At 71.2% G+C, this 14727-nt stretch carries 14 protein-coding genes and 2 tRNA genes; 13 read left to right on the top strand and 3 right to left on the bottom strand.

Translation table 11 applies throughout. The annotated features are described in order from the left end of the window. The first annotated feature begins 54 nt into the window (after window positions 1-54). The 9 genes from DEJ49_RS11715 to DEJ49_RS11675 all read left to right on the top strand — a co-directional run bounded on the left by DEJ49_RS11715 (window position 55) and on the right by DEJ49_RS11675 (window position 4882). Entirely contained in the window at window positions 55-321 is a 267-nt protein-coding gene (locus DEJ49_RS11715; protein ID WP_150184081.1) for a hypothetical protein, read from the top strand. Between the two features lie 86 nt (window positions 322-407). Then, entirely contained in the window at window positions 408-572 is a 165-nt protein-coding gene (locus DEJ49_RS11710; protein WP_150184080.1) for a hypothetical protein, read from the top strand. Between the two features lie 51 nt (window positions 573-623). Further along, window positions 624-1274, top strand: coding sequence for a nicotinate-nucleotide adenylyltransferase (gene nadD / locus DEJ49_RS11705; protein ID WP_150184079.1), 651 nt, complete (start codon window positions 624-626; stop codon window positions 1272-1274). A gap of 16 nt (window positions 1275-1290) precedes the next feature. Beyond that, a complete protein-coding gene (locus tag DEJ49_RS11700) occupies window positions 1291-2952 on the top strand; it encodes an LCP family protein (RefSeq protein WP_150184078.1) in 1662 nt (553 codons plus the stop codon). A 122-nt stretch (window positions 2953-3074) separates the two neighbouring features. Further along, entirely contained in the window at window positions 3075-3518 is a 444-nt protein-coding gene (gene rsfS, locus DEJ49_RS11695) for a ribosome silencing factor (RefSeq protein WP_150167662.1), read from the top strand. Further along, the gene (locus DEJ49_RS11690) at window positions 3515-4156 is read left to right on the top strand and encodes a histidine phosphatase family protein (RefSeq protein ID WP_150184077.1); all 642 of its coding nucleotides are present in this window, start codon (window positions 3515-3517) and stop codon (window positions 4154-4156) included. Before rsfS ends, DEJ49_RS11690 begins: the two co-directional genes overlap by 4 nt. A 93-nt stretch (window positions 4157-4249) precedes the next feature. Further along, window positions 4250-4322: transfer RNA gene (locus DEJ49_RS11685), tRNA-Ala, on the top strand. Between the two features lie 140 nt (window positions 4323-4462). Further along, window positions 4463-4645, top strand: a complete 183-nt coding sequence (locus tag DEJ49_RS11680) for an IS1 family transposase (protein WP_150184076.1) — start codon at window positions 4463-4465, stop codon at window positions 4643-4645. A 3-nt stretch (window positions 4646-4648) separates the two neighbouring features. Next, complete coding sequence (locus DEJ49_RS11675) at window positions 4649-4882, top strand: hypothetical protein (protein WP_023588762.1); 234 nt, start codon at window positions 4649-4651, stop codon at window positions 4880-4882. On the opposite strand, the gene DEJ49_RS11670 is transcribed toward DEJ49_RS11675, so the two are convergent. After that, window positions 4851-6062, bottom strand: coding sequence for a glycosyltransferase 87 family protein (locus tag DEJ49_RS11670; protein ID WP_190329324.1), 1212 nt, complete (start codon window positions 6060-6062; stop codon window positions 4851-4853). The two genes, DEJ49_RS11675 and DEJ49_RS11670, sit on opposite strands and share 32 nt — an antisense overlap. Window positions 6063-6183: 121 nt before the next feature. Here DEJ49_RS11670 and DEJ49_RS11665 point away from each other — a divergent pair. After that, a tRNA-Ala gene (locus DEJ49_RS11665) sits at window positions 6184-6256 on the top strand. A gap of 65 nt (window positions 6257-6321) precedes the next feature. Here the strand turns inward: DEJ49_RS11665 and DEJ49_RS11660 are convergent. Both DEJ49_RS11660 and DEJ49_RS11655 read right to left on the bottom strand, forming a co-directional pair. Continuing rightward, window positions 6322-7914 (bottom strand): NADH-quinone oxidoreductase subunit NuoF family protein, encoded by a 1593-nt coding sequence (locus DEJ49_RS11660; protein WP_150184075.1) that lies wholly within the window; start codon window positions 7912-7914, stop codon window positions 6322-6324. Then, window positions 7911-9017, bottom strand: coding sequence for a hypothetical protein (locus tag DEJ49_RS11655; protein WP_223832801.1), 1107 nt, complete (start codon window positions 9015-9017; stop codon window positions 7911-7913). Before DEJ49_RS11655 ends, DEJ49_RS11660 begins: the two co-directional genes overlap by 4 nt. Before the next feature lie 415 nt (window positions 9018-9432). Between DEJ49_RS11655 and leuS the strand changes: the two genes are divergently transcribed. The 3 genes from leuS (at window position 9433) to DEJ49_RS11640 (ending at window position 14122) form a co-directional block, all read left to right on the top strand. After that, window positions 9433-12333, top strand: coding sequence for a leucine--tRNA ligase (gene leuS, locus DEJ49_RS11650; RefSeq protein ID WP_150184074.1), 2901 nt, complete (start codon window positions 9433-9435; stop codon window positions 12331-12333). A 131-nt stretch (window positions 12334-12464) separates the two neighbouring features. After that, window positions 12465-13199 (top strand): hypothetical protein, encoded by a 735-nt coding sequence (locus DEJ49_RS11645; protein ID WP_150184073.1) that lies wholly within the window; start codon window positions 12465-12467, stop codon window positions 13197-13199. 77 nt (window positions 13200-13276) lie between these two features. Further along, on the top strand, window positions 13277-14122 hold the full coding sequence (locus DEJ49_RS11640) for a DegV family protein (RefSeq protein WP_150184072.1): 846 nt from the start codon (window positions 13277-13279) through the stop codon (window positions 14120-14122). Window positions 14123-14727: the final 605 nt, after the last annotated feature.

Genomic DNA, 14727 nt, shown 5'->3' with positions numbered 1-14727 from the left:
CAAGCCTAGGCGGAGATACCGTGACAGGGCAGCACACAGAAGGAGTCTTCCGTCATGGAGCACAACCCTGGGGCCGACTGGCTCACGGAGGCGGCCAAGGCCGCGGAGCAGCAGGGACCGGGCAATCTGCTGCGGATCGTGCTGATCGTCATGGTCGTCGGATGCGTACTGGTCGGCTGGTTCCTGTTGCGGGGGTACCGGCAGGGGGCCGACAAGGCCTCCGAGGGCGCCGGCAAGAACGCTGCCGGGGACACCGACAAGAAGTCCTCCGAGGACGCCGACAAGAAGTCCTCCGAGGACGCCGACCACCGCAACGGCTGAGTCGGCGTAAGGCGGAACGGGCCTCCCGCTTACGATGGGCCGGAAGTCTTTATGTCCATCCCACCTCCGGATAGGTCCTGCCTGAGATGAGCCTCCACAGCAACGCCGCCCAGCTGGTCACTCTCGCCTCCGAGGGCGGCGAGCACGGCGGCAACCACGAAAGCCTCAGCCCTCTCCTCACCGGAGGCGGCGCGTTCGTCGTCCTCCTGCTGCTCCTGTGGATCACCACCCGCTTCAACCGGGACCGCTGAACGGGACCGCTGAAACAGGGCCCGTCCGCCGGGCCGGTAGGGTCTGCACGCATGGGAGAGCAGGACATGCCTACCGGTCCGGAGACCGGTCCGGAGATCGGTCCGGTGAGCAACGGCAAGCGCCGCCTGGGCGTCATGGGCGGAACGTTTGACCCGATCCACCACGGACACCTCGTGGCGGCCAGTGAGGTCGCCGCGCAATTCCACCTCGACGAGGTGGTGTTCGTGCCGACCGGCCAGCCGTGGCAGAAGAGCGACAAGCAGGTCTCGCCCGCCGAGGACCGGTATCTGATGACGGTCATCGCGACCGCGGAGAACCCGCAGTTCTCGGTCAGCCGCATCGACATCGACCGCGGCGGGGCCACGTACACCACGGACACGCTGCGCGATCTGCGTGCCCTCAACCCCGATACGGACCTCTTCTTCATCACGGGCGCCGACGCCCTCGGCCAGATCCTCACCTGGCGGGACACGGAAGAGCTGTTCTCCCTCGCGCACTTCATCGGGGTCACCCGGCCCGGCCACACGCTGGCCGATCCCGGGCTGCCCAAGGGTGGTGTCTCCCTGGTTGAGGTGCCCGCCCTGGCCATCTCGTCCACGGACTGCCGCGCGCGCGTCGCCAAGGGCGATCCGGTCTGGTACCTGGTGCCCGACGGTGTGGTGCGTTATATCGACAAGCGTGAGCTGTACCGCGGCGAATGAGCCGAGAGGGGCACCGGTGAACGACCGACAGTACGACCCTTATGCGGGCACTGACCCGTATGCGGGCGAGTACGCGGGTGAGTACGCGGCCGACCAGTACCAGGTCGTCGGGTACGACGAGTACGGGCGGCCGGTGTACCAGCAGGTTCAGCAGGCCCAACAGGTCCAGCAGGCGCAGCAGCCGCAGGTGCCGCAGCAGTCCCAGGGGTACGACCCGTACGCGGGTGGGCAGCAGGGGTACGACGTGTACGGCGGGGCCGGAACCTCGTACGACAACGCCGGATGGATCCCGCAGCAGCAGCAACCGCAGCAACAGCAACCGCAGCACCAGCAACAGCCGTCGGCACCGGAGCCCGAGCCGGTGCCGGTGCCGGAACCCGCGCCCGCGCCCCCGCCCCGTCGCGAGCAGCCCGGTGAGTACAAGACCGAGCAGTTCTCGTTCATCGAGGAGCCGGACGAGGAATCCGAAGACGTCATCGACTGGCTGAAGTTCACCGAGAGCCGCACCGAGCGGCGCGAGGAGGCCAAGCGGCGCGGGCGTTCCCGGGTCGTCGCGCTGGTCGTGGTCCTCGCTCTGGTGATCGCCGGTGGCGTCGGCTATCTGTGGTTCGCGGGCAAGCTCCCCGGCCAGTCCGGCGACGACGGCGGCGCGGCCGCCGCGTCAGGACCGCAGAAGCGCGACGTGATCGTCCTGCACCTGCACAACACCAAGGGCGGCGGCACCTCGACCGCGCTGCTTGTGAACAACGCGACCACGGAGCGGGGCGCCACCGTCCTGCTGCCCAACACGCTCGCCGTCTCGGACGACGACGGCACGCCGACGACGCTCGGCAAGTCCGTCGACGACGACGGCTCGACCGGCACCCGCGACGCGATCGACACGGTGCTCGGCACGCAGGTCGAGGGCACGTGGCGGCTCGACACCCCGTACCTGGAGAACCTCGTCGAGCTCGTCGGCAACATCGACATCGACACGAACGCCGACGTGCCCGACCCCAAGGCCAAGAAGGGCGAGGCCCCCCTCGTCAAGAAGGGCGAGCAGCAGACCCTGAGCGGCAAGATGGCCGTCGCGTACGCCACGTACCGCGCCTCCGGCGAGCAGGAGGCCGACCAGCTCCGGCGCTTCGGAGCGGTCATGCAGGGCGTCCTGCGCAAGCTGTCGTCGGACCCGCAGGCGGCCACGACCACGGTGCAGTCGCTCGCCCAGATCCTCGACCCGTCGCTGGAGGACAAGGACCTCGGCGCCTTCCTCGCCAAGCTCGCCGACCGCGCGAAGGGCGGCGACTACAAGACGACGCTGCTGCCGGTGGGCCAGGGCGGCACGCTGACCGACGGGGCGGGAGAGGCCGTGGTCAAGGACGTGCTCGGCGGCGCGGTGAAGAGTCCGGACAAGGACGCGGCCGTACGGGTCGGCGTGAAGAACGCCTCCGGCAAGAAGGGCGCGGCCCAGGACGCCCGGGTCTCCCTGGTCAACGGCGGCTACACCTTCATCGACGGCGGCGCGGGCTCGGCCGCCCAGCCCGCCTCCCAGGTCACCTACGCCGACGCGGACAAGAAGGAGCAGGCCACCGAGGTCGCCAAGACCCTCGGCCTGCCGGAGAGCGCGGTCCGCAAGGGGAGCACGGCGGCCAACGCCGACGTCTCCGTAGTGCTCGGACAGGACTACAGGACCAGGTGAGAGCGGTCGGCGCGGGCCATGCCGGACGGCCCGCGCCGGAGCGGTGACGTAATCGTCTGGGGCGCTGTCGGCGGTCCGTGAGACCCTTGGGGTGTATCCACCAGCCGAAGGAAAGCTCACTAGTGACCGCCACGGACCGCTCCACCGAGCTCATCACCGTCGCCGCCCAGGCGGCTGCCGACAAGCTCGCGCACGACATCATCGCGTACGACGTCAGCGACGTGCTGTCGATCACCGACGCCTTCCTGCTCGCCTCCGCACCCAACGACCGCCAGGTCAAGTCGATCGTCGACGAGATCGAGGAGCAGCTGAACAAGCAGCTCGGCGCCAAGCCGGTCCGCCGTGAGGGCGACCGCGACGCCCGCTGGATCCTCCTCGACTACGTGGACATCGTGGTGCACGTCCAGCACAGCGAGGAGCGTGTCTTCTACGCGCTCGAGCGCCTCTGGAAGGACTGCCCCGAGATCGACCTGCCCGAGGACGCCAAGGCGACCCGCGGCAAGGGCGCCGAGCACGCCGAGCAGCAGGCCGCGGAGGAGGCCGACCTGGACGGTGAGCTGCGGTGACCCACCGCGGCCCGCGGATCATCCTGTGGCGCCACGGCCAGACGGCGTGGAACCTGGAGCGCCGCTTCCAGGGCTCCACGGACATCGAGCTGACCGAGACGGGCGTCGCCCAGGCCAAGCGCGCCGCCCGGCTGCTCGCCTCCCTGAAGCCGGACGCGATCATCGCCTCCGACCTGAAGCGCGCGGGCGCCACGGCAGGTGAGCTCTCCGCGATCACCGGCCTCCCCGTCACGCACGAGGAGGCGCTCCGCGAGACCTACGCGGGCGAGTGGCAGGGCCTGACGCACGACGAGATCATCGCCCGCTTCGGCGACCAGTACGCCGCGTGGAAGCGCGGCGAGGCCGTGCGCCGCGGCGGCGGCGAGCTGGAGACCGAGGTCGCCGACCGGGCCGCCCCCGTCGTCCTGCGCCATGCGGAGAAGCTGCCCGAGGACGGCACGCTGGTGGTGGTCAGCCACGGCGGCACGATCCGTACGACGATCGGCCGTCTCCTCGGCCTCGAACCGCACCACTGGGAGGGGCTCGGCGGCCTCACCAACTGCTGCTGGTCGGTCCTCGGCCGCGGCGCGCGGGGCTGGCGCCTGCTCGAGCACAACGCCGGCACGCTGCCGGAAGCGGTGCTCGGCGACGACGACTGAGCGTCCCGGTGGGCGCCCGGACCCGGATTTCACATTCCGGCTGGTCGCAGGCTAAAGTTCTTCTTGTTCGCCCGCCGAGCGGGAAGAACGCAAGGGGCTATAGCTCAGTTGGTAGAGCGCCTGCATGGCATGCAGGAGGTCAGGAGTTCAATTCTCCTTAGCTCCACAATCCGGAAGATCCCGTCCCCGTCAGGGGGGCGGGATTTTTCTGTGTGATCCGCCACGACCTCTTCCCCCCTGGTCGCGCAGACCGTGGCAGAATCGGACGGCCGGAAGGGGACGCAGCCCGACGGGAGGGAGAGCGCGATGCCTGCGAGCATCTTCGGAGAGGTCGACCACCCCTCCGAAGCGGCGGCGGTACGAGAACGGTCCGCGCTCCGCACGCTCCTCGACTGCCCTTCCTGCGGCTCGTCCCACGTCGCCCAAGTACTCGGTGACAACGGCGGAGTCTCGTACGTGTGCACCGCCTGCGGCCACAGCTGGAGCTGATCGATGGGTGCACACCGGCGGAAATGCGATTGGTGCGGCAGTGGTACGCCGATCGTCCGCGACATGGAACCGGTCAACCCGGAGTACCAGTACTGGTGCGAGGAATGCGCGCGGGCGCTGATCATAAAAGGCGACCCGATCGAGACGTACCGCGAGCTGGAGGGGGAGCCGATCTACGGCCGGCTCCTCGACGAGCACTGCACCCTCAAGCGGTTCTACTCGTTCGCCACCGCGTGACGACAGTCCACAGGAACGTAAAAGCGGTCACTACGTAGAGGGCGGACAGCGTCATCTGGCCATAGTTCTGGTCGAGTTCGAGCCGCCCGACGCCATGGGGCACCCACCACAGGGCGTACGAGCAGAAGACCAGGCACATGCCTCCGACCGCCGCCCACCGCGCCCGGCCGCCACGTCGCTCCGCGTCCGCCCACAGGAGCAGCGCCATCGGCACGCACCACACCCAGTGGTGCGACCACGACACCGGGCTCACCAGAAGCGCCGTCGCGGCGCAGCAGAGCACCGACCGGGCCCGTTCCCCGCGCAGTGCGGAGGCCGTCGCCACCGCGAGGCCCAGCGCGCCGGTCATGGCGGCCGCAACAGCCCACGTGGCGCCGGGCTCCCCGGTGTGCAGGAGGCGCGCCAGGACGCCGCGCAGCGACTGGTTCGCGGTGTCCTCGGCAAGGCCGACCCGGCCCGCCTCGAAGACCATCCGGGTCCAGAACCGCCACGAGTCGTACGGCAGGACGGCGGCTGCGAGGAGCGTCGCCCCGGCGAACGAGACGGCCGCCACGCACGCGTGCCGCACGGCAGGCCGCCACGGTCCGTGCCGGACGGCCTCGGCGGCCCCGGTGAGCAGCAGGAGGACCGCGAAGAGCGCGGGCGTGAGCTTGATCGCCGCCGCGACGCCGATGCCCACGCCGGTCCAGCGGTGTCCTGCGCGCCGCGTCAGGTCCCACAGGACGAGGACGGCGAGCAGCAGGTTGACCTGTCCGTAGCGCAGCGTCGTCCACACCGGCTCGCACCACACGGCGAGGGCGGACGCCCACAGAACGGTCTCCACGCGCGCGTGCCGTTCGCCGACCAGCCGTAGGGACAGGTGCACGAAGGCGATCAGGAGCGCCAGGTTGGCCGGCGTCGCGAGGGTGCGCATGACCGCCGTGTCCAGCAGCGTCAGCGGGGTGAAGAGCAGCGCGGCGAACGGCGGGTAGGTGGTGGGCAGATGGGCCTCGGTGGTGCGCAGCGCGTAGAGGTCGCCGCCCGCGCGCACGGTCTCGCCCTCGGCGCGGTAGACCATCAGGTCGATCATCGAGACGTCGGCGGCACGCTGGGCGAGCCAGAAGGCCGTGAAGGAGAGCAGGCAGGCCCCGGCGGCCAGTGGCACGCGGCGGCGGGCGGCGGGGAGCGCGAGCACGGTCACGAAGGCTGACAGTACCGCCCGTATCCACCCACACCGGCCCAGACCGGAAACGATTTGGTGGAGCACGGGTATGACCGTGTAATGTTGGCGGAGCCGCCGGGGAAACCGGGCGGACAAGCAAGGGGCTATAGCTCAGTTGGTAGAGCGCCTGCATGGCATGCAGGAGGTCAGGAGTTCAATTCTCCTTAGCTCCACAGGATATGAGCGGGCCACCCGAATCGGGTGGCCCGCTTTTTCGTGTCCGGCAGCTGTCGTCTCCTCACTGCCTTCCGCTGCCGAGCGCGCGGCGGCTCCGGCCCGGCGGGAGCGCGGCGGGCAGTGCCGTGCGGGACGGCGCGGCCTCCTTCGGTGCCTCCTCGATGCGCAGGGCGAGCGCGGGGCAGCGGCGCACGGCGCGGGCGGCACGCGCTTCGGAGTAACGAGGGACGGACGCTTCCGCCACCGACGGGAAGCCGTCGGGGCCCAGCTGGATCAGCTCCGGGACGATGTCCGCGCAGAGGCCGTGCCCCTGGCAGAGCGTCCAGTCGACGGCCAGCGTGCGCCCGCTGGGAGCCTCTGCCGGCGGCGTGTCCTCCTGGAGGGGGAGGACACCCTCGACGGGACGGCCGCACCCGCCGCCCAGGACGTGCGCGGCGAGGTCGTCCGTGAACGCCGAGATCGACGACTCCAGGAAGGCCGCCGAGCCGTCCGGGTGCTTGCACGCGCCGCGCCGCTTCACGGCCCGTGTCACCTCGCGCAGCGCTTCGAGGGCGGTCGGTCCGCCGCCCTGCAGCACGTCGGCGAGGCCGCGCGCCGCCGCGGGCAGGCCGAGGTAGCAGGGGCCGCACTGCCCGCTGCTCTCGGCGGCCAGCCAGTGCGCGACCCGCAGCGACTCGCCCAGCGGGCAGGTGCCCTCACCGATCGGCAGGATCGCGCCCGCGCCGAGAGCGCCCCCGCACGCGTCCAGGGAGGCGCGGGAGACGACGGCGTCGTGCGCCGTCGCCCCGTCGAGCCACCTGCCGTGATAGCCGCCCGTCAGCACGCCCTGGGGAAGCGACGGCGCTCCGGCCAGTTGGAGGACGTACTGGAGAGGCACTCCGGTGGGGACCTCGACGACCATCGGCCGGGCGACCGCTCCGGAGAGGGTCAGCAGGACGGTGCCGGGTTCGTCGCGCAGGCCGGTGCGGCAGTAGCGGTCGGCGCCTGTCCTTGCGGCGACGGCGAGCTGGGCGAACGTCTCCGCGTTGGAGAGCAGGGTGGGGGCGCCGCCAACTCCGGAGTCGGACGTCCGCACCTTGCGGCCCGGCGGCAGCGGGGGCCCGCCGTCCGCCGAGCGGACGAGGGCGGAGGACTCCCCGGTGACCATGCGCACCGGATTGCGCTGCACGCGCGCGCGGAGGGCCGATCCGCGGCGGTTGCCCAGGCCGCGCTCGGCCAGCGCGGTGCGCATCGACGCCTCGGTCGAGTCGCGGGTCACGCCGACGACCAGGGTGCGTGCCCCGATGGCCTCGGCGGCCAGGAGGGCGCCGTCGAGGATGAGGTGCGGCGCGCGGTTGATCAGGACGGTGTCCTTACGGCAGGCGGGCTCGTCCTCGCTGCCGTTGACGACGACCACAGGGCGTATGCCGCGCCGGATCGCCGCGTCGGCGACGGACCGCAGCTTCCGGGCGAAGGGGAACCCCGCGCCACCGCGGCCCCGCAGGGCGATGTGCTCGGCGAGGCGGGCGAGCGGTTCGCCGGCCATCGGTTCCAGCGGGCCGTGCACCTTCAGGTGCATGGAGAGGTCGAGGCGTTCGACGAGGTCGAAGCCCGAGGTGAGCAGGGGCAGGCCGACGACGCGGACTTCGGGGACGTCGGGGAGCGAGGCGTTCACGGGTGGCCTCCGGTGGCGGCGTTCCAGGGCTCGCCCGTGCCGGGGGCCTGAAAGGGCCGATGCAGCGGTTCGGTGGCGGGACCGCTGTCGTACACGGGGTCGAGGGGGGCGTCGTACGAGGGGTCGTACACGGGCTGGGGCGTGGTGTCGTACGTCGGCTGGGGGGCGACGTAGGGGGACTCGGCGGGCGGTGGCGGGGAGGGCGCGGGCCAGCGGCCCGGGGGCTCGGCGCGGGGCGGCGGGACGGTGGGGTGGGGCGGTGGCGCGGTGACGGTCAGGGCGCGGTAGGCCGCCGAGATGCCGACCACGGGGTCCGTCGCGGGGGGTGGGGCGGTCGTGCCGGGCAGCGGGGTGGAGAGGGTGTCCCGCGCGGGAGGCTCGTCCCGGTGCGGGGCGGCGCCTTCCGGTTCGAGCAGGGCGAGGACGCGGGCGGCGACCTTCCGCTTGACCGGTGGCGGTGCCGCGCGGAGGGCGACCGCTCCGGCGACCGCGACCAGGCACAGTGCGTACAGCGTGACGACCCAGGGCTTGGGCTCGCGGCCCGCGTACAGGCCGTGGATGAGCGCCGAGCACCAGGCGGGGTAGGCCAGCATGTGCATCGCCCGCCAGCGCGACGCGATCCGGGCGGGGGAGGCGAAGGCGCTGCGGAGGGCGCCTGTGACGGCCGTGGCGACCATCAGGAGGCCCGCGAGCGAGCCGAGCCCGATGAGCCCCGCGCTGCCCGTGACGCCGAGCCCGAAGGGCATCAGGGCGCCGAACAGTGACACGTGGTCGAGGGCGACCTTGACGGTGCCGTGCAGCAGCAGGAAGCCGACGGAGGCGATCGCGGTGGCGCGGTGCACGGCCTGGGCGAGCAGACGCTGGCGCGAGTGCAGGAACAGGCGGTCGGTGGCCACCAGGCCCCAGACCACGGCGGCGGTCAGCGAGACCAGGGAGAGGACGCCCGCGGTGAAGTCGACGGCGGCTCTCAGGGCGTCACCGCCGGCGAAGACGAGCAGGGGTATCAGGAGCAGTGCGCCGACGCCGAGGGCCCGTGGCACGGGCGAGCGGGCGGCGGAACGCGGGACGGAACGGCTCTTGCGGTGCGGGTGCAGAGGGTTCATGGCGGCTCCGAGATGGTTCGGTCCGCCGCATGCTAGGTCGCTCCATACCGGTGGGTACGGGGTTTGAGTTATTGCGTTGTTATCAAAGTGCGACACGATCTTGGTGTTGCCCCGATAGTGGGCGGTACGCGGAGTAACCCTTGGCCAACGCCTAAAGGTGGTGTCAGTGCGGTGCCGGGCCGCGGTGCCGGGCCGCCGCGGCCCGGAAGCTCGTCGCGGGCCGCGGGAGGGCTGCGGTACCCTGACGCCATGCGTGCCGTACGCCTTCTGCTTAGCGGGCCGCGCTGATCAGTCCCGACCGCCGGTGAATCGCGGTCGGAATCGGCGCGGCGTCCCCTCCTGTGCGAGGGGCATTTTTGTTTGACCAGCACGGTCAATTCCGCAGGCAGAGACGATCGATGGAGCTTTGAGGATCATGAGCGAGACGAATTCTGCTGCCGCCTCCGAGGTGGCCGCGCCGCACCGCTATACGGCCGCTCTGGCCGCGGACATCGAGGCACGCTGGCAGGACTTCTGGGACGCCGACGGCACCTACGAGGCGCCGAACCCGAGCGGCGACCTGGCCGCGCGGGACGAGGCCGAGGCCGCGCTGGTGGCCAAGCCCAAGAAGTTCATCATGGACATGTTCCCGTACCCCTCCGGCGCGGGCCTGCACGTCGGCCACCCCCTGGGGTACATCGCCACGGACGTCTTCGCGCGCTTCCAGCGCATGACGGGCCACAACGTCCTGCACACCCTGGGCTTCGACGCCTTCGGCCTGCCCGCCGAGCAGTACGCGGTCCAGACGGGCACCCACCCGCGGGTCTCCACCGAGGCCAACATCGAGAACATGAAGTCCCAGCTGCGCGCGCTGGGCCTGGGCCACGACAAGCGGCGCTCGTTCGCGACGATCGACCCCGAGTACTACAAGTGGACCCAGTGGATCTTCGTCCAGATCTTCAACTCCTGGTACGACGCCGACGCCGCGAAGGCCCGCCCCATCGCCGACCTGGTCGCCCAGTTCGAGAGCGGTGAGCGCGCCGTACCGGACTCCACGCGCGCGTGGAGCGAGCTGGACGCCGTCGAGCGCGCCGAGGTGCTGAGCCAGTACCGCCTGGCCTACGCCTCCGACGCGCCCGTCAACTGGTGCCCCGGCCTGGGCACCGTCCTGGCCAACGAGGAAGTCACCGCCGACGGCCGCTCCGAGCGCGGCAACTTCCCCGTCTTCAAGGCCAAGCTGCGCCAGTGGAACATGCGCATCACGGCCTACGCCGACCGCCTGCTGGACGACCTGGACGCGCTGGACTGGCCCGAGGCCATCAAGCTGCAGCAGCGCAACTGGATCGGCCGCTCCGAGGGCGCCCGCGTGCGCTTCCCCGTGGGCATCGAGGGCGACGCGATCACCGTCTTCACCACCCGCCAGGACACCCTGTTCGGCGCGACCTACATGGTCCTGGCGCCCGAGCACGACCTGGTCGACAAGGTCATCCCGGACGCCTGGCCCGCGGGCACCCACGAGACGTGGACCGGCGGGCACGCCACCCCGGCCGAGGCCGTCGCCAAGTACCGCGCGTTCGCCGCCGCCAAGTCCGACGTCGAGCGCCAGGCCGACGCCAAGGAGAAGACCGGCGTCTTCACCGGCGTCTACGCCACCAACCCGGTCAGCGGCGAGCAGGTCCCGGTCTTCATCGCCGACTACGTACTGATGGGCTACGGCACCGGCGCGATCATGGCCGTCCCGGCGCACGACAGCCGCGACTTCGCCTTCGCCCGCGCCTTCAACCTGCCGATGCGCTGCGTGGTGGAGCCGTCGGACGGCCGCGGCACCGACCCGCGCGCGTGGGACGACGCCTTCTCCTCGTACGAGGCGAAGCTGATCAACTCCTCGAACCAGGAGATCTCCCTCGACGGCATGGACGTCACGGGCGCCAAGGCCCGCATCACCGGCTGGCTGGCCACCCGCGGCATCGGCGAGGGCACCGTCAACTTCCGGCTGCGCGACTGGCTGTTCAGCCGCCAGCGCTACTGGGGCGAGCCCTTCCCGATCGTCTACGACGAGGACGGCGTCGCCCACGCCCTGCCCGAGTCGATGCTGCCCCTGGAGCTGCCGGAGGTCGACGACTACTCCCCGCGCACCTTCGACCCGGACGACGCGAACACCTCTCCGGAGACACCGCTGTCCCGCAACGAGGACTGGGTCAACGTCACCCTGGACCTGGGCGACGGCCCACGCACCTACCGCCGCGAGACCAACACCATGCCCAACTGGGCGGGTTCGTGCTGGTACGAGCTGCGCTATCTGGACCCGCGCAACGACCAGCAGCTGGTCGACCCGGCCGTCGAGCAGTACTGGATGGGCCCGCGCGAGGGCCAGCCGACGGGCGGCGTCGACCTGTACGTGGGCGGTGCCGAGCACGCGGTGCTGCACCTGCTGTACGCGCGCTTCTGGTCCAAGATCCTGTTCGACCTGGGCCACATCTCGTCCGCCGAGCCGTTCCACAAGCTGTACAACCAGGGCATGATCCAGGCCTACGTCTACCGGGACAGCCGCGGCTTCCCGGTGCCGGCCACCGAGGTCGAGGAGCGCGACGGCGCGTTCTTCTTCGAGGGCGAGCCGGTCAAGCGCGAGCTGGGCAAGATGGGCAAGTCCCTGAAGAACGCCGTGACGCCGGACGAGATCTGCGACGAGTACGGCGCGGACACCCTGCGCCTGTACGAGATGGCGATGGGCCCCCTGGACGTCTCGCGTCCCTGGGACACGCGTGCGGTCGTCGGCCAGTACCGCCTGCTGCAGCGGCTGTGGCGCCTGATCGTCGACGAGTCGACCGGTGAGGTCACCGTCGCCGACGTCGCGGAGGCGGACATCGACGAGTCCACGCTGCGCGCCCTGCACAAGGCCATCGACGGGGTGCGCCAGGACCTGGACGGCATGCGGTTCAACACCGCGATCGCCAAGATCACCGAGCTGAACAACCACCTGACGAAGGTGGGCGGCGCGGTGCCGAGGTCCGTCGCGGAGCGCCTGGTGCTGCTGATCGCGCCGCTGGCCCCGCACATCGCCGAGGAGCTGTGGCGCAAGCTGGGCCACACCGACTCGGTGGTCCACCAGGACTTCCCGGTCGCCGACCCGGCGTACGTCGTGGACGAGTCCGTGACCTGCGTCGTGCAGATCAAGGGCAAGGTCAAGGCGCGCCTGGAGGTCTCCCCGGCCATCTCCGACGCCGAGCTGGAGAAGGTGGCGCTGGCCGACGAGCGGGTCGTGGCGGCGCTGGACGGCGCGGGGATCCGCAAGGTGATCGTGCGGGCGCCGAAGCTGGTGAACATCGTTCCTGCGTGATGGTTCGCGTGTAGCGGTATAGGGGTCTTCCCTTACGGGCAGGTTGGGGGTTCCGCTGGAACCTCCGACCTGCCTTCTCCGTTTACGGTGGAAGAGGCCGAGGGAGCGGGTCGGATACGGAGAGGATCGCCATGGAAGCCGTGGGCGCAATCGTGGCGCTGCTGTTCGTGCTGTTCTTGGTGCTGGGCATCTACGCAACGGTGAAGGCCGTCAAGGCGGCCAAGCGAGGCGTGGACCGCACCATCACGGAGGCCCGCCGGACCGTGGAGGACACCACGCTGCGGGCGAGGAGCTTCGCACAGGCGGGCAGCGCCGGTGAACTGGCGCAGCTGCGTCTGTCGTTGCGCACCTCGATGCGGGCCACGCAGGACGTACTCCAGGCGGGCGCCGCTGACGACGCCTCGCTGAAGGAGACCCTCCAGCTGTTCGACCGGCTCAGCGTGCACGGACACGAGCTGGACGACGAGCTCCGTCGTCTCGAGCGCGACCCCGACAAGGCGGCTCTGGCCGAGCGGCTGCCCGCGCTGCGCGAGCGCACGGAACAGATCAAGAAGTCCGCCGACTCCCTGCGGTGGTCGGCGCGCGACCGGGCCCGCCGGTTCGCGGACGACGACCTGGACTCGCTGAGCACCCAGATCGACATGGAGGCGGGTGCCCTGCGGCACTGGACGACGGAGCCGGCATCCGACCAGACCCCGCCCCCGGCGGCCTGGCCCGATCCCGAGTCTGCGCCCGCGCCCGCGCCGGAGGGGTCCGAGGCGGCCCGTCGGACAGCCCAGGAGCCGACGCGGCCCGCGATCACTCCGCCCGGCGCACGCGTGACGTATCCGTGGGAGAAGAAGGCCAAGCCCGAGAGCACGACCTGATCCGCCCGGCGCCGGAGCACCGGGGCGGAGAGGGCCCGGACTGCCACCCGACGGCGCAGACAGGTAACCTCCAGCTCATGTCCCGCCATGTCGCGATCGTCACGGATTCAACGGCCTACCTGCCGCAGGAGACGATGGAGCGGCACAGCATCACCGCGGTGCCCCTGACCGTGGTCCTGGGGGACCAGGCGCTGGAGGAGGGCACCGAGATCTCGGCCCGCTCCCTCGCCCTGGCCCTGCAGAAACGCAGGTCGGTGACCACGTCCCGGCCCAGCCCCCAAGTCTTCGCGGACACGTACCGCAAGATCGCCGAGGCGGGCGCGACCCACATCGTCTCGCTCCACCTGTCCGCCGAGTTCTCCGGCACGTACGACGCCGCGGTCCTCGCCGCGAAGGAGTCGCCGGTGCCGGTGCGGGTGGTGGACACCGGCATGGTGGCGATGGCGCTCGGCTTCTGCGCCCTCGCGGCGGCGCAGGCCGCGGAGGGCGGCGATTCGGCGGAGGAGGCGGTGGCCGCCGCGGAGAAGCGGGCCGCGGGCACCTCCGCGTTCTTCTACGTCGACACGCTCGACTACCTCCGCAGGGGTGGCCGCATCGGCGCGGCCCAGGCGCTGTTCGGCTCCGCACTCGCGGTCAAGCCGCTGCTGAAGCTGGACGGCGGCCGCATCGACATGCTGGAGAAGGTGCGGACGGCGTCGAAGGCGATCGCCCGGCTCGAGGAGATCGTGGTCGAGCGCGCCGGTTCCGGCCGGGTCGACATCGCCGTGCACCACCTGGCGGCCCCGGACCGGGCGTCGACGCTCGCCGAGCGGCTCAGGGAACGGGTGCCGGACCTCGGTGAACTGCACGTGAGCGAGGTCGGAGCGGTGATCGGGGCGCACACGGGGCCGGGGTTGCTGGGGGCCGTGGTCTCGCCTCGGTGAGGTGGGGGCCGCTGTGGATTCCCACGTGTGGGTGACGGAGTTATCCACAACTGCCGGGTAATCCACGGAAATTGAGCAAGATCAACACGTTGTGCCGACGGTCCGTAGCGTCGTCGGCATGACGACTCGATCAGTTTCCCGGACAGTTTCTGCGACGAGCGGGCCTGGGCGTGGCCCGGGGTCCGACGGGCGTGTGGTGGTGGGCGGCCGTGCGGTGGGTGGCCGTGCCGTGGGCGGGCGTGGGTCCGATGGCCACGCTGGTACCCGGCATGCTCGCGGGCGGGCCCGGCGCCGACATGTGTCGGGCGATGCGGTCAGGCGGCGGGCGGAGAGCTTGTTCGCGGAACCGCAGCCGCCGCCTTGGTCTGCGGCACCCCGGCCTGAAGTGTCTCCGCCTGCGACCCCTTTGCCTGAGGCGCCTTTGCCTGCGACACCTTTGCCTGCAGCGGCTCTGTCGTCGCGGTCGCCGTCTCCGTCGCCGAGGTTGGAGGTGGCGGGCCCGGATGTGGCGTTGGTGGGCGGGGGTTGGGGCGCGAAGGATGAGGCGCAGGTAGACGTAGAGGCCTCAGGTGCCGGGGAGGGCGCGCAGGCGGGTGCCTCGCGAA

The sequence above is a fragment of the Streptomyces venezuelae genome (assembly GCF_008642335.1).
Classification (GTDB): domain Bacteria; phylum Actinomycetota; class Actinomycetes; order Streptomycetales; family Streptomycetaceae; genus Streptomyces; species Streptomyces venezuelae_F.
Note: the sequence above shows the minus strand (reverse complement) of the source record. Positions and strands in the feature narration are given on the sequence as shown.

Bases quoted from the DNA above. Each gene is read 5' to 3' on its own strand.
- DEJ49_RS11715 (WP_150184081.1), top strand. From the start codon at position 55: ATGGAGCACAACCCTGGGGCCGACTGGCTCACGGAGGCGGCCAAGGCC.
- DEJ49_RS11710 (WP_150184080.1), top strand. From the start codon at position 408: ATGAGCCTCCACAGCAACGCCGCCCAGCTGGTCACTCTCGCCTCCGAG.
- nadD (WP_150184079.1), top strand. From the start codon at position 624: ATGGGAGAGCAGGACATGCCTACCGGTCCGGAGACCGGTCCGGAGATC.
- DEJ49_RS11680 (WP_150184076.1), top strand. From the start codon at position 4,463: ATGCCTGCGAGCATCTTCGGAGAGGTCGACCACCCCTCCGAAGCGGCG.
- DEJ49_RS11675 (WP_023588762.1), top strand. From the start codon at position 4,649: ATGGGTGCACACCGGCGGAAATGCGATTGGTGCGGCAGTGGTACGCCG.
- DEJ49_RS11655 (WP_223832801.1), bottom strand. From the start codon at position 9,017: ATGAACCCTCTGCACCCGCACCGCAAGAGCCGTTCCGTCCCGCGTTCC.
- leuS (WP_150184074.1), top strand. From the start codon at position 9,433: ATGAGCGAGACGAATTCTGCTGCCGCCTCCGAGGTGGCCGCGCCGCAC.
- DEJ49_RS11645 (WP_150184073.1), top strand. From the start codon at position 12,465: ATGGAAGCCGTGGGCGCAATCGTGGCGCTGCTGTTCGTGCTGTTCTTG.
- DEJ49_RS11640 (WP_150184072.1), top strand. From the start codon at position 13,277: ATGTCCCGCCATGTCGCGATCGTCACGGATTCAACGGCCTACCTGCCG.